Below are 15,022 nucleotides of genomic sequence, written 5' to 3' on the forward strand. Positions count from 1 at the left end.
ATATAATGAAGGTAAAATTTGACGAACTCAAAGCAATTACTAAGCAGGCATTCTTAAATCTCGGACTCAGTGAAGAGAATGCAGAAATTTGCGCACACGTTCACTGCTCATCAAGTGCCGACGGAGTCGAGAGTCACGGAATGAACAGAGTCCCCCGTTTTGCTGAATACGTAAAAAAAGGCTGGATTAACGTTAATGCTAAATGCGAACTCGTGAAAGCTAAGGGAGCAGCGGAAAATTATAACGGTCATTTGGGAATCGGAGTAATTAATGCTTTATTCTGTTCAGACAGGGCTATAGCACTCGCAAAGGAACACGGGATCGGACTCGTTTCTCTGAAAAATACTACTCACTGGATGAGGGGCGGCACTTACGCTTGGAAGATGGCCGAGTCAGGTTTTGTCGGAATAAGCTGGATCAGCACAGAAAGCTGTATGCCCATGTGGGGGAGCGATGTCGAGAGCGTCGGCAATAACCCATTTTGTTTAGCAATCCCCCGTGAAGACGGTCAAATTGTCGTCGATATGGCAATGAGTCAATATGCATACGGAAAATTAGGAGTTTACAGGCTCGCAGGTAAGCAATTACCATATCCGGGCGGCTTTGATAAAGAAGGCAATTTAACGACTGATCCCGCAAAAATTGAGGAATCCCGGCGAATCCTTCCCACTGGCTACTGGAAAGGAACGAGTCTTGCTATAGCACTTGATTTAGCGGCCGCAGCAATTTCTAACGGGCTTGTAGGTTCTGACATGGACGGCGAAAATTATAGAGGCAGCTGCACGGGCTGTTCACAAATTTTTATAGCGATTGATCCGTATATGTTCGGGACTCATGACGAGATTCAAGAAAAATTAAACCGCCGAGTCAAAATCGCTGACAGTGCCCACCCGATTGACCCGTCCCGCCCCGTGAAATGTCCCGGAGAAAGCACTATTTTACGCCGCAAAAAAAGCATGTCAGAAGGCGTGCAAGTTGATGATATAATTTTTGAACAAGTCAAAGCGCTCGCAGAAGGTCGGGAATTTGCCGGCCATATCGAGTAAATTTTTATAGGAGGGGTAAATTTATTATGTTCACAGGAAATATTAAGGAAGCTGCAAAGTACGATTATCTCGCGGAAAAGTTCAAGCTCGGTTATAAGTGGCTTGCGGAGAATGACGTTAAGTCAATGGCCTTAGGGAAGTACGAAATTTCAGGCGATGACGTTTTTGCGCTGGTTCAAAGCTATGAGACTCAGCCGGAAAAAGAACGCAAATTTGAGACTCATGACAAATATTTTGATATTCAGTATATGCTTGAGGGCTCGGAGATGTTCGGGGTTTGCGCTCGTGAGGGCTTGAAATTGACGGAGGATCTGAAGGATGAGGACGTTAAATTCTATGAAGATCCGGAACTTTACGGCATGGTATTGCTTAACGAGGGCGAATTTATTGTAGTCTCGACTGAAGAAGCTCATAAGCCGAGATGTGCAGCAGGTAAGCCCGCGAAAGTCAGAAAAGTTGTTATTAAAGTTAAAGCGTAACAAGCATAAACAGGAGGAAATTTTATCATGAAAACTGTATACGATTTAGGCGGAGGCTTAAGACTCGTAGATTTGTCAAAACTTGTTGACCCTGCTACGGAGACTCGGCGCTGTAAATTGCATAGATTCAACACTGGCGGGCCGATTCCTGATTTTCACACGAATGTTGACATTATGACTCATTTAGGAACTCACGCGGAATGTCCCTATCATCATAATGACGACTGGCCGGATGTTACTGGAGTCCCCCTGACTACTTTTGTAGGGCGCGGCGTTTATGTTGATTTCAAGGAGTCATGCGCTCCGAACTCGCATATTACTGCCAAAGATTTAGACCGTGAAGCCAAGAAAGTACGCGAGGGCGATATTGTAATAATTGACTCGTCGTATAAATTGAATCCCTTCACGCCTGACACTAACACGGAGAAAGACAAAAGATTATTCGTGAACGGTGAGACTGCGGAATGGTTCAAAGCTAAGAAAGTAAAAGCTGTAGGATTCGGGGACGGCGTTTCTATTGAGAATTGCAACGAGGACGTAAAGCCATTTCACGATATTTTGCTTGCTGAAAATATTATATTTATTGAAGTCTTGAAAAATTTAGAGAGCCTGCAAAAAGATGTATTCTTTATGTCATTTGCGCCGCTTCCAATCGTGGGACTTGACTCTAGCCCTGTTCACGCATATGCAATTGAGGGTATAAAGGAGTTTTCCGAATAATGAGAATCGCTGTAATCGGTGCGGGGGCAATGGGTTCAATTTACGGCGGGAGATTATCACAGCACAATGAAGTATATTTAGTTGATACAAATCCTACAGTAATTGAGACTGTGAACTCTCAGGGCTTAACACTTGAGGAGAACGGCGAAAATAAAATCTTTCACCCTAAGGCAATAGCAAGCACTGAAGCTCTTGAGCCTGTTGACCTGATTATATTATTCGTGAAGGCTTTATATTCACGCGCGGCACTTGAGAGTAATAAACATTTAATCGGCCCTCATACTTATTTATTGACATTGCAAAATGGCTCAGGGCATGAAGATATTTTATCGGGCTTTGCTAGCTCTGACAGAATCATAATCGGCACAACTGAAGACAACGGCGCAGTAATAGCCCCCGGACATATCAGGCACGGCGGGAAGGGTAATACAAACGTGGGAATGCTCGTTAAAGATTCTGACTCGTTTTTGCCCAAATTGAAGGAAGCTTTTGACTCATGCGGCTTTAATGTCAGGATTCACGAGAATATACAGCAATTAATTTGGAATAAATTATTTGTAAATGTCGCTTTGAGTGCAGTAACAGGCGTGCTTAAATGTGAAATCGGCTTTATAACTGATAACGAGAATGCTTTTACACTCTCTAAAAAATTATTACATGAGGCCGTAACAGTAGCACACGCGCTAAATCTCAAAGCAGACGAGGACGAATTACTTGACGAGATTAAGGAAGTCGCGAAAAATTCCCCGCATGGTATCACGTCAATATGTGCAGACATGAGAGCGGGCCGGCGCACTGAAGTAGACACTATAAGCGGATCAGTTGTGAGAGCTGCTGCAAAATGCGGAGTCCCTGTTCCTTGTCATGAATTTATCGTGAATTTGATTCATGCTATGGAAAATATAAAGAATTAAATTTTTATGAGGTGAAAAATTTTCATGAAAGCAGTACGAATTATTGAGCCCTTCAAGGTTGAATGCATTGACGTACCAAAGCCCGAACCTAAAGAAGGCCAAGCGTTATTAAAGATTATGGCTGCGGGGATTTGCGGGTCTGATATAGGCGCGTTCAGAGGCACAAATAATCTCGTGAGTTATCCCCGAATCATAGGCCATGAATTATCGGCTGTAATCGAGTCAATTCCTGCTGATAATCCAAAAGGTTTAAAGCCGGGCGATAGAGTCGTTGCTGAACCATACATGTTTTGCGGGAATTGTTACCCCTGCAGAATAGGCCGCACAAATTGCTGCACTCATATGCAGACGCTTGGAGTTCATAGAGACGGCGGAATGTGCGAATATTTTTGCCATCCTGCAAATATGCTCGTGAAGATTCCCGACGGAATGACATGGGAACAGGCGGCAATGGCCGAGCCTTTGACTATCAGTTTGCACGGGATTCACAGGGGCGGACTCAAAGAGGGCGAATTTTGCGCAGTTATAGGAGCAGGCCCGATCGGTTTAGCTGCTGCAATGGCTGCACAGGCTTATAAGGCACACGCGATTTTAATCGATATAGTTCAAGAAAGACTCGATTACGCTAAAAAAGTCGGCATTGAGTACACTATTAATTCAGCAAATGAGAACCCTACAGAGAGAATCGCAGAAATTACGGGCGGCGACATGGCTCAATTAGTCGTAGAGTGTTCCGGGGCAAATGCTCAAATCAGGGCAGCTCTTGATTATGCCTCACACGCAGGCAGAATTACTTTAACAGGCTGGCCAAAGAAAGAAACGAGTCTCCCGACTGATTTAATCACGAAAAAGGAATTAGACATCAGGGGCGGACGTAACAGCGCGCATGAATTCGAGGAAGCATTAGAGTTAATTCACTCAAAACGCGTTGACATGGAGAAATTATTAACAAAAGTAGTATCAGTTGAAGACGCTCCGGCCGCTATAATTGATATCGAGAAGAACCCCGGCAATTATATGAAGGTCATCGTTAAATTTTAAGTGAAATAATAATATTTATTCCCCTGTTGAGAGAGTAAAATAAATCTTTCAGCAGGGAATTTTTTTTTGCGAAATAGTGTATAATATCGAGAAAAATTTTTATGAAGGAATGAATTAATCAATGAGTAAAGATTTAGCACTAGAAAATTTTGATGTTGATGTTGGAATTCAGACACAAGCGCACGAAGAGTATACACCGGCTGACGATGATAAATTAATGGAGGTTTCGCGTCGTCTCATTAATAAGCACATGGAAGCATATAGGGCACTCGGCAATGCATAATTTAACAAATTTAACAGTTGAACAAGTTATTAAGCTGCACACGGATTTAGTAATGGCATCAGGAGGCAGCGACGGCATAAGAGATATGGGACTTCTTGACTCGGCAGTTAATGCCCCGTTTCAGTCGTTCGGCGGCTATGACGTTTACCCGACAATTTACGAGAAAGCGGCACGGCTGGGCTATGGTCTTGCACAAAATCATGCATTTATTGACGGCAATAAAAGAATCGCGGCTCATGCTGTGTTGACTTTCTTGTCATTGAACGGGATAGAGATAGACTGCACAGAGTTTGAATTATTCTCGTTATTCTATAAGCTGGCAGCCTCTGAAATCTCCTTTGAAAATCTCGTCGACTGGATAAAGACTCACGAAGCCCACTAAAAAATTTATTGTCTCGCCGTTAATCCCCCGTCAACGCACAAAATTTGACCCGTTATAAAATCTGCTGCCTCACTGCATAAAAACAAAGCCGCCGCCGCAATGTCCTTTTTCTGCCCGATTCGTCCTAATGGTATACGATTTATTAAACTCTCATAAAAAATTTTATTATCAAGCTGAAATGAATTTATAGGCGTTCTCACAAATGTCGGTGCTATAGCGTTCACGTTTATATTATATTTGCCCCATTCACATGCGAGCTGCTTTGTGTACATGTTTAATGCGCCTTTGCTCGTGCAGTATGCAATATAGTCTTTATCGGTGCCGATTATGCTTTTAACTGAAGAGAGATTTAATATTTTGCCGGATCTCTGAGGAATCATGAATCTCTTCCCGGCCTCGCGTGTTACATTGTGAAGCGCGTTAATATTCAAGTTCATAACGTCAAGAAATGAGTCAGAGTCATAATCTTCAGCAGGTTTTAAAATATTTTTGCCGGCACAATTTACAAGAATATCGAGTCTATTAAATTTATTAGCAATCTCGGTAAATAGTGAATTAATAGAGTCCTGATTCGTGATGTCGCATTTAATAGCGTAAAAATCTTGTGAACTCTCAACTTTTCGGCCGCAAATAATAACACTCGCCCCCGCCTCCCTGAAAATTTCAGCTACAGCAAGTCCGAGTCCTCCGTTACCTCCTGTTATGAGCGCAATTTTTTTATCAAGTGAGAAAATATTTTCAAGCATGATTTACTCCCTTTTTCCTCCTGTTTATATGTAATCGAGTCAAGCAAATAATTAAAAATTTTCTCCATTGCCGAGTCCTGTATAAATTCCGGCGAGTCTTTAATTCCCCCGTGAAATGTCTGTGTTATCTCCATCTGCGAAAAAATTAAATCAAATTCAGGCGGCTGGCCTAACAATCTATCACCGAACGACGCAAGAGCCTTTAAATATTGCACGTCCCACTTTGGCACGATTGCTAAATTTATTACTGGGACATTATATTTGCGATAAATTATATCATCGCTTTCGGGTAAATATTTCACGAGTTCCGCATTATGTCTTGAGAGTAAATTTTTATTAGTGAATCGCTTTATATTCCCCTTTATTGTGATTACGTCCCCGTAACCGCATAAATCAAGATTTATTATTCCCTTAAGAGCCTTCAAATTATGAGTCTGGGCGTAAAATTTTGCTCCGGCGTGATGTGTTTCTTCTGCGTCAGTAAATAAAAATTTTGCGGGAATCTTTTTCGCGCTTAACTCTTTATATAAATCAATCAATATGCAAATTGCCGCTATATTGTCATTTGCTCCGGTGGAAAGCCTGTAATTATCATAATGAGCCGAGAATAAATATTTATAATTCTGCCCTGACTCGAACTCATAATTAATTATATCCTGATTATTTTGCGATTCGTAATTAATGCCCTCAGACGATAAAACATTTTCAAGTGCTTTGCGCCGCTGGGATAATTCAGGGATCGACAAAATTTTTATATATCTATTAATAGCAGGCATTTAACGGGACTTTGATAACTATTTTGCGAATCTTTGCGGGAATATTATTTACAGCAATTGCCGGGACGTGAACATCCCACGGAAAATAAATAGCAAACGTGCCTATTTCTAAAGGTATTATGCCTTCACGGACTCTGTCATTATTCTTGTAAAATAAAATATCGCGCGGAGTGTTCAATAAATCCTCGTCAATTATATTATTGCCGTCATCGTTGTAATAAGCTGCATTTTCCGGCCCTCCTGAGCATAAAAATTGAACGTCTATAAATTTCCGGTGAATCTCAGGGCGTAAATTCCCGCGTGAACTCGTCTCAATGTCTAAGACCTGCAAAATCATGGAAGTATCAGCAAGTTTTATATCAAATTTTCCGGGCTCGTGTTTTGCTAAGTCGTTATCTTTGAGAAATCTTAACGCAGCAGCAAGGGGAGCAGGTAATAATTTTAACTGTGTCTCGAAAAACTCATTATAAATATTTCCATATAGCATAATAGAATCGCCTCGCATAAATATAAAAAAATTCTCCCCTGCAATTATACAGGAGAGAAATACAAATTTTTATACTTATTCAGCAAAAATATCTGATGTAGAAATATTAGGCTCTATAAATTGACCTTCTATAGGTTCGGGAGCTTTTTTCCGAGTCGGCTTGTAAGTTATGCCCCTGAATGGCTCTGCTCCTGTTCCTGCTGGTATTAAATGCCCTATGATTACATTTTCCTTGAGTCCGTTCAATGGGTCTAACTCGCCTTTAACAGCTGCACCGGCTAAAACCTGCGCAGTTTGTTGGAATGATGCCGCGCTCAAGAAACTATCTGTAGCAAGTGCCGCCTTAGTGATTCCATGTATGAACGGTTTGCATTCCGGCATTTCACGCATTTTGCGGACAAAAGTATAATCCCTGATTAAATGATACTCATCGGCTTTAGCATTTGCTGCACGAGCTATTATCTCAAGAGGATTCAATTTCGCAATTTCTTCAATTAACGAGGCTTTAAGCTCCATTCCCGGCCTAAATTTAAATCTTTCGTCGTCGTCTTCTTCCTCGTCTTCTGATTCTGATTCGAATATTGACTCAGATATTGCGGGTTCAGGTGTCGGCTTTGATTTAGCTTTAACTTCAGGTTTTGCGGGAGTCATTGCTAAAATTGGCGAGTCGTCCTCGTCATCGTCCTCAAAAAGTGCTGATATATCTTCAGGTTCCGGCTCGATTTCGGGCTCGTTTTTCTGTTCGGGAGCGGGTTCCGGCTTTGATTCTGAAATTTGCGAGTCCTCAGGCTGTTCGAGTTTTCCGACTTTGATTTCAACATACTTAATGAGTGAAGGATCTTCAACTTTTAAGTCAAGCAAGATTTTATTTCTTAATTTGCCCATTAAGAGCTTAATTAATACGTCTTGACGTGTAACTCTGCCGTCTTCAGTCTCAATCACTTGAATCTTACCCGTCGCAAAATCTTCTATAACTTGAGCGTCAATATGCCGGCCTGTTGCTTCTCCGTCCTCAAATAATTCTTTGTCCCATAATTCTTTATTCATGAGCAATTTTTTCATAGAGTCAATTATGTCAACTTTCTCTACTGCGCTCCAGACTTTAACGTCTCTGATTCCGCTGTCTGACATGTCTTGAGCGTATTTATCACTCAATAAAGTATCTTGAGGCTGAATTAATCTCGTTCCCGTCATGACATCTTCAGCGGCCCATTTATTATTAGTGATTCGAGTCAAAGTGTCCCTGTCTCTAACACGGATTATAACGGGATCTCCTGATGTTATCTTTCTAAGTTCATCGCGGCCGAGTTTGACACCTTTTTTGACTTTGCCTTTAGCCGTCTTGACATCACGAACGAGCCTCAAGCCCTCCATTTTTTTACGGAAAGCAGCCCGGCCGAGTATAACGTCAACAATTTGATCTTCATGCTGTATAGTGAGCATATTAACAGAACTTCCGGGAGTCAAAATTTTCGTCAATGCTTCCTCGTCTAACTCTTTGCCTATAAATTCCTGCGTTTCCTCGTCGACTCTATCAGCGTCAATTAACAAATCGCCCTCAAATGAGTCAAGAGCTGTCTTGATTCGCTTCTCGTTATCGTCAATGATTTCGGCCTTAACTTTTTCGACTTCGTCCTCGAATACCATATCACCGGCAACAAATGAAGTATCGCCCTCTTCAATGACTCTGACTTTGTTTAACGGTGCAACTTTACGCAAGATTACTTCAATATGTTTATTATTTATGCTGACACCCTGAGAGTGATAGACATATTGAATCTCGTCAACTAACATTTTTTGCACAGCGTCGAGTCCTTCAACTTCTAATAATTGCTGAGGGTCAACGCTTCCTTCTGTTAAAAGAGTATCTTTCGAGACTTCCGCGCCCTCTTCTATATCTTCTCGAATCTCTTGGCCTGAAGGTATAGCGTGAGTAATTTTTTCTGTGCCGTCATCGTTTGAGATAATGACTTTGCGCTTGCCTTCATTTGAGCGGATTTCTTCAACATGGCCGTCAATCCCTGCCAAAATCGCAACTTTTCTCGGCCGTCTGACTTCAAATAACTGTTCGATTCTGGGAAGACCCTGCGTAATGTCTTCAGCTGAACGGACTCCGCCCGTGTGAAATGTTCTCATTGTTAATTGCGTACCGGGTTCGCCGATTGATTGAGCAGCAACGACTCCAACAGCCTCACCGATCGGGACTAACTGACGCGATGACAAATCAGTGCCGTAACATTTCTGGCAAATTCCTTTTTTGAGCGAGCAAGCGAGGGGACTTCTTACCCAGACTTCATTAATTCCGGCTGCCTCGATTTTCTTTGCGAGTCTCTCTGTTATGATTTCACCGGATTTGACAATTAATTCACCGTTCGCGCTTATGTCATGTAATGAAGTTCTGCCGGCGATTCTGTCAGCTATACCGATCATTACTTTGCCTTCACTTAATAAAGGCCTTATGCTTATTCCCTTATCAGTCCCGCAATCATGCTCAGTAATAATTAAATCCTGCGAGACATCAACAAGACGGCGGGTCAAATATCCTGATTTAGCAGTTCTCAAGGCCGTATCAGCGAGTCCCTTTCTTGCTCCGTGCGTTGAAATAAAGTACTCAAGCATATTCATACCTTCACGGAAATTTGCAGTAATGGGATAATCTATTGTCTTTCCGGTCGGGTCGGCCATGAGTCCGCGAATTCCTGCCATTTGTCCCATTTGACCGAGTGAACCTCTTGCGCCGCTATCTACCATCATTCTAACGGGATTATCGAGACTCATATGTTCCTTAATTTTTTCTGCTATAGTCCGAGTTGCCTCAGCCCATAATTTACTCTTCTGATCTAAGTATTCATCATAAGTCAAGAGTCCCATTTCGTAATTATCTTTAGCGATATTATCTTCAGCTTGAGTCTTGCTGGTGATAACTGCTTTCTCGTCGGGAATTCTTACAGCCTGAACGCCAAAACTTATTCCGCTGCGTGCTGCCCAGTGATAGCCGAGTGCTTTAATTTGATCTAACATTTCAACGACTCCGGGTCTATCAACTTGATCATAAGCGTCATCAAGTAATCGGCCGATTCGTTTTTTATCGAGCTGCTCATTAACGAATCTCAATTTAGGAGCGATTTTATTATTGAACATGACTCGGCCGGGACTCGTCTCAAAGAATACAACGCGGGGATTTCCTTTAATTGACTCGGCATTGTCAACGATTACAGCGCCGCCGTTATGAGTATATTTGCGCCTGCCCTTAAGATTCGGCCATAATTCGGGATTCTCTTTGAGCCAGATTCGTGCGTTTACGTGGACTGCTCCGTGAGAAATTGCGCTCATAACGTCATCCATGTCAGAAAAATGCATACCCTCGCCCTTGAGTCCGTCTCTCATGTCAGTCAAATAATAAACGCCTAAAACTATATCTTGAGTCGGAGTTACAACGGGTTTGCCGCTCGCTGGTGATAATAAATTATTAGCTGACAGCATTAACAATCTTGCTTCGGCCTGAGCTTCAATGCTTAATGGAACGTGAACGGCCATTTGATCCCCGTCGAAATCTGCATTAAACGCCGTGCAGACCATAGGATGCAATCTTATAGCTTTACCTTCCATTAAAACAGGCTCAAACGCTTGAATTCCTAATCTGTGCAAAGTGGGAGCGCGATTTAACATAACGGGGTGATCCTTGATTATATTTTCGAGAATCTCCCAGACTTCGCCGCCGCCCTTCTCGATTTTGCGTTTTGCGTTCTTAACATTTGGAGCGAGTCCGCCTTCAACGAGCCTGCGAATTACAAACGGTTTAAATAATTCTAGTGCCATTTGCTTAGGAAGTCCGCATTGATAAATCTTTAACGACGGCCCTATAACTATAACGCTTCGGCCCGAATAGTCGACTCTCTTGCCTAGTAAATTTTGACGGAAACGGCCTTTTTTGCCCCGCAATAAATCAGTCAGACTCTTTAATGGACGACTGCCCGCGCCTAATACTGCCTTCCCGACCCGGCCGTTATCAATTAAAGCGTCAACACATTCCTGCAACATTCTTTTCTCGTTCCTGATTATGATTTCAGGAGCATTAAGAGCCTGTAATTTCTTAAGCCTGTTATTACGATTTATAACACGCCTGTACAAATCATTTAAATCACTTGTAGCGAATCTTCCGCCGTCTAACTGCACTAGAGGCCTTAAATCCGGGGGAATAACCGGTAATACATTCAAGATCATAGACTGCGGCTGTGAGTCACTCTTTCTGAAATCTTCTACAACTTGAAGGCGTTTAACGAGCTTTCTTTTTTTCTGCCCGGTCGTGTCTGCAATCTGTTCACGCAATGAGTCAGCAAGCAAATCTAAATCAAGCCTATTTATAAGAGTCTGGACTCCGTCTGCACCTATACCGGCCTCAAATTCTTCGTCATAGGCCTTGCATAAAATTTGCTGACGTTCGTAAATTACATCAGCCTGATTAAACGGAGATTTGCCCGGCTCAATTACTAAGTGGCAGGGATCATCTACAAGTTTTTCATTATGGGCGACTCTGAATCTTCCGGGGTATTTCTGCTCAATAAAATTTAACTCACTGCGCGACAAAATTTCGCCCTTACCGTATGGAATCTTTACGGCACCGGTTACAATAAAAGCGTCATTATTTCCGATCTTAGCACGTACTGAGTCATTATCAGCCTTAGAAGCTGGTACAATTGCCCCCGCCTCAAGTCCTAAATCTTCATTTGCCTTGCTTAACACAAAAGCGGGTTCTATTTTTATGCTCTCATCGCCGTAATCAGTCTTATATTTCGCAGCTTGTGAGGCCGTTATAAGATCTCCTACATCAACGGGGACATTTTCGATTCCTTCGAGTATAAATGCCTCTTCATACTGAAAATTTTCATCGTAGTGAGTATGAATCTTCAGCTCGCTTTCTGAGACAATAGCACCCCTCGGAGCAAGATCGGGCCGGCTCGAGTCAATGACTTTATAAGCCTTCTCGTTCTTTCTTGTAGGAGCAAAATATATAACTTTTTCGAGATCCTTTGCGCTAGTTCCGAGCAACAAACTTAACCGGCTGGGAATTCCGCGCAAGTACCATATATGAACGACAGGGACGGCCAAATCGATATGTCCCATTCTTTCGCGTCTAACTCTGTTGTCAGTTACTTCAACGCCGCAATGTTCACAGATAACGCCTTTAAATTTCGGGCCTGAACGTTTATATTTTCCGCATTTGCACTCATAACTGCGAGTAGGGCCAAAAATTTTTTCGCAAAATAACCCGTCTGTCTCCGGGCGTAAAGTCCTGTAATTAATCGTCTCAGGTTTAGTAACTTCTCCATTTGAAATTTCGCGTATTCTATCAGGAGTCGCGAGTTTGATTCTGACTCCTGTAATTTCCTTTATCGGCAAATCTAAATCTCCCCCTTGTCATTATTTTCGGGGTCGTCTTCGTCCTCGAATATGCTATTAATATCCGGCGCAGGTTCGTTAAAAATTGAGTCGTCGGGCATGTTCATTAAATCTAATGCGCTCGGCTCTGCGTCACTGTCTTCAAATATGCTGTTAATATCTACATTATCATAATCTGATAATACTTCAGGCGTTATTATTTCGGGTTCAGGTTCTGACTCTAAATCCGGAGTCGGCTTGCTTGATTTACGGCTCTTGCGCTGCTTCTTAGGCGGTGAGAAAATTTCCGGCGGTTTGCCCTTGAATGCTGGTCTCTCGTCGTCCTCTAATGGTATATCGCCGTGTGTTCCGTCAGAATATTGAACGTCAACATCAAGTCCGAGTCCCTGTAATTCTTTAACTAAGACTCTAAAACTTTCAGGAACTCCCGGTTTAACTAGGCTCTGCCCCTTTACGATTCGTTCATAAGTCTTATCACGTCCGCGAATATCATCAGATTTGACTGTTAATATTTCCTGTAATACGTTAGCTGCTCCGTAACCTTCAAGAGCCCAGACTTCCATTTCTCCGAATCTCTGCCCGCCGAATTGAGCCTTGCCTCCCAGCGGCTGCTGAGTTATTAAGCTATACGGCCCAGTTGAACGCGCGTGAATCTTGTCATCGACTAAGTGATTTAATTTGAGCATATACATGCAACCGATAGTAACTTTTTTGTCCATAGGCCGCCCTGTTCTGCCGTCTCTAATCGTAATCATTCCGTCTTCTGTCAAGTCTTTATATTTTGTCTCGGCGATCTTGCGCATTTCCGCAAAAATTTCATTCTCGTTAGCACCCTCAAAAACTGGAGTCGACACGTGCCAGCCATTATTAAGAGCTACAAATCCCATAATAGTCTCAAGAACTTGGCCGAGATTCATACGGCTGGGAACTCCTAGGGGATTTAATACTACATCAACGGGAGTCCCGTCCGGCAAAAACGGCATATCTTCAACGGGTAGAATTCGACTGACAACGCCCTTATTTCCATGACGGCCGGCCATCTTATCACCGACTGTAATTTTTCTGCGCTGGGCAACATAAACTTTAACACTTCTGATAACTCCGGAGCTTAGTGCTTCAGGGCTTGTGCGTCTGTCCATCTGCTTAATTGCTACGACCTTTCCCCATGAGCCGTTCGGGAGCTTTAACGAATTATCACGGACTTCTCTAGCTTTCTCGCCGAAAATTGCCCGTAATAATTTCTCTTCAGGTGATTGATCTGACTCGCCTTTAGGTGTAACTTTTCCGACAAGGATATCGCCTGCACTGACTTCCGCGCCGATTCTGATAATGCCGTCATCGTCAAGATTTCTTAACATATCTTCTCCGACATTGGGAATATCGCGTGTGATTTCTTCTGCTCCCAGTTTAGTGTCCCGCGCGTCAATTTCGTATTCTTCTATATGAATCGACGAAAATTTATCTTCTTTCACGAGATTTTCACTTAATAATATAGCGTCCTCAAAGTTATAGCCTTCCCATGGGACAAATGCAACTAATACATTATGACCGAGCGCAAGTTCTCCGCCCTCGATTGCTTGACCGTCCGCAATGATTTCACCCTTTGAAACCTGCTGACCCTTTTTAACTAATGGGCGTTGATGTATCAAAGTCGACTGATTCGAGCGTCTAAATTTTATTAATTCATAAGTTCTGATTCGGCCGTTATCGCTTTTAATCTTTATTGTATCGCTGTCAACATAAGTAACGACTCCGTCATTTATTGCAGTAACGCATGAACCTGAGTCGCGCGCGATTCTGTGTTCGATTCCTGTTCCTACTAATGGAGCTTCAGGAGCCAATAAGGGAACGGCCTGACGCTGCATATTTGAGCCCATTAATGCCCTGTTAGCGTCGTCATGTTCAAGAAATGGAATTAAAGCCGTTGACGGTGAGACAATTTGACGCGGTGAAACGTCCATATAATCGACCATATTAACCGGCACTGTACCAATTTCATCTGCGTATCTTGTCGGGCAGGTCTCGCCTGCTATAGTGATTCCGTCTGACTCGATTTTAGTATTTGCCATAGCTACATAGCTTTTATCTTCGTCATCAGCTGACAAGAAAACAATTTCATCCGTTAATTTGCCGTCTTTAACTTTTCTTCTGGGAGTAACTAAGAATCCATGTGAGTTCAAACTCGCATAAGTAGTCAGTGAAGAAACGAGTCCGATATTCGGGCCTTCAGGAGTCTCAATGGGACAAACTCGGCCGTAGTGCGTATAGTGAACGTCTCTAGCTTCAAAGCCTGCTCTTTCTCTGCTCAAACCCCCGGGCCCTAAAGCTGAAAGTCTGCGCCTGTGAGTAACTTCTGCTAATGGGTTTGTCTGATCCATGAACTGCGATAACTGCCCCGATCCGAAAAATTCGCGTAAACATGCCGCAATAGGTCTTACATTGATTAATTCCCGGCCTGTTACCTCGTCTAAATTGGGAACGGTTGTCATTCTTTCACGGACGATTCTTTCCATTCTTAATAGGCCTATTCTTACTTGATTCTGCAATAATTCACCGATTGAACGCACCCGCCTGTTTCCTAAATGGTCAATATCATCGCTGCGTTTATCATCAATTTTCATTGCGAACATTTCTTTAATGATTGCTACAACGTCATTAAGAGTCAATAATTTATCTTCTTCAGATATGGACATATTAAGACGGCGGTTTAATTTATAGCGTCCGACTCTGCCCAGTGTGTAGCGTCTA

The 15,022-nt window shown here is 42.6% G+C and carries 12 protein-coding genes; 7 read left to right on the forward strand and 5 right to left on the reverse strand.

The features are described 5' to 3' along the window. The 7 genes from yiaK to IJS99_05200 all read left to right on the forward strand — a co-directional run. Nucleotides 1-1,046, forward strand: a 1,046-nt coding sequence (gene yiaK / locus IJS99_05170; GenBank protein ID MBQ7561205.1) for a 3-dehydro-L-gulonate 2-dehydrogenase, incomplete at its 5' end; no start/stop codon positions are given. Between the two features lie 26 nt (nt 1,047-1,072). Beyond that, complete coding sequence (locus IJS99_05175) at nt 1,073-1,525, forward strand: YhcH/YjgK/YiaL family protein (GenBank protein MBQ7561206.1); 453 nt, start codon at nt 1,073-1,075, stop codon at nt 1,523-1,525. A 27-nt stretch (nt 1,526-1,552) separates the two neighbouring features. Continuing rightward, a complete protein-coding gene (locus IJS99_05180) occupies nt 1,553-2,245 on the forward strand; it encodes a cyclase family protein (GenBank protein ID MBQ7561207.1) in 693 nt (230 codons plus the stop codon). Beyond that, nucleotides 2,245-3,159, forward strand: coding sequence for a ketopantoate reductase family protein (locus tag IJS99_05185; protein ID MBQ7561208.1), 915 nt, complete (start codon nt 2,245-2,247; stop codon nt 3,157-3,159). The genes IJS99_05180 and IJS99_05185 overlap by 1 nt, the downstream gene beginning before the upstream one ends. A gap of 24 nt (nt 3,160-3,183) precedes the next feature. Beyond that, on the forward strand, nt 3,184-4,200 hold the full coding sequence (locus IJS99_05190) for a zinc-binding alcohol dehydrogenase family protein (GenBank protein MBQ7561209.1): 1,017 nt from the start codon (nt 3,184-3,186) through the stop codon (nt 4,198-4,200). Between the two features lie 121 nt (nt 4,201-4,321). Further along, on the forward strand, nt 4,322-4,483 hold the full coding sequence (locus tag IJS99_05195; GenBank protein ID MBQ7561210.1) for a hypothetical protein: 162 nt from the start codon (nt 4,322-4,324) through the stop codon (nt 4,481-4,483). Next, nucleotides 4,476-4,865: a type II toxin-antitoxin system death-on-curing family toxin gene (locus tag IJS99_05200; protein ID MBQ7561211.1), complete on the forward strand. Its 390-nt coding sequence runs from the start codon at nt 4,476-4,478 to the stop codon at nt 4,863-4,865. Before IJS99_05195 ends, IJS99_05200 begins: the two co-directional genes overlap by 8 nt. Nucleotides 4,866-4,870: 5 nt before the next feature. On the opposite strand, the gene IJS99_05205 is transcribed toward IJS99_05200, so the two are convergent. From IJS99_05205 to IJS99_05225, 5 genes are all read right to left on the reverse strand, one after another. After that, a complete protein-coding gene (locus IJS99_05205; protein MBQ7561212.1) occupies nt 4,871-5,611 on the reverse strand; it encodes an SDR family oxidoreductase in 741 nt (246 codons plus the stop codon). Then, the gene (locus IJS99_05210; protein ID MBQ7561213.1) at nt 5,566-6,387 is read right to left on the reverse strand and encodes a M28 family peptidase; all 822 of its coding nucleotides are present in this window, start codon (nt 6,385-6,387) and stop codon (nt 5,566-5,568) included. The genes IJS99_05205 and IJS99_05210 overlap by 46 nt, the downstream gene beginning before the upstream one ends. Next, complete coding sequence (locus tag IJS99_05215) at nt 6,374-6,892, reverse strand: YhcH/YjgK/YiaL family protein (GenBank protein ID MBQ7561214.1); 519 nt, start codon at nt 6,890-6,892, stop codon at nt 6,374-6,376. Before IJS99_05215 ends, IJS99_05210 begins: the two co-directional genes overlap by 14 nt. 57 nt (nt 6,893-6,949) lie before the next feature. Next, complete coding sequence (gene rpoC / locus IJS99_05220; GenBank protein MBQ7561215.1) at nt 6,950-12,274, reverse strand: DNA-directed RNA polymerase subunit beta'; 5,325 nt, start codon at nt 12,272-12,274, stop codon at nt 6,950-6,952. 2 nt (nt 12,275-12,276) lie between these two features. Continuing rightward, a partial coding sequence (locus IJS99_05225; GenBank protein ID MBQ7561216.1) for a DNA-directed RNA polymerase subunit beta occupies nt 12,277-15,022 on the reverse strand: 2,746 nt, incomplete at its 5' end.

The sequence above is a fragment of the Synergistaceae bacterium genome, from assembly GCA_017444345.1.
Taxonomy (GTDB): Bacteria; Synergistota; Synergistia; order Synergistales; family Aminobacteriaceae; genus JAFUXM01.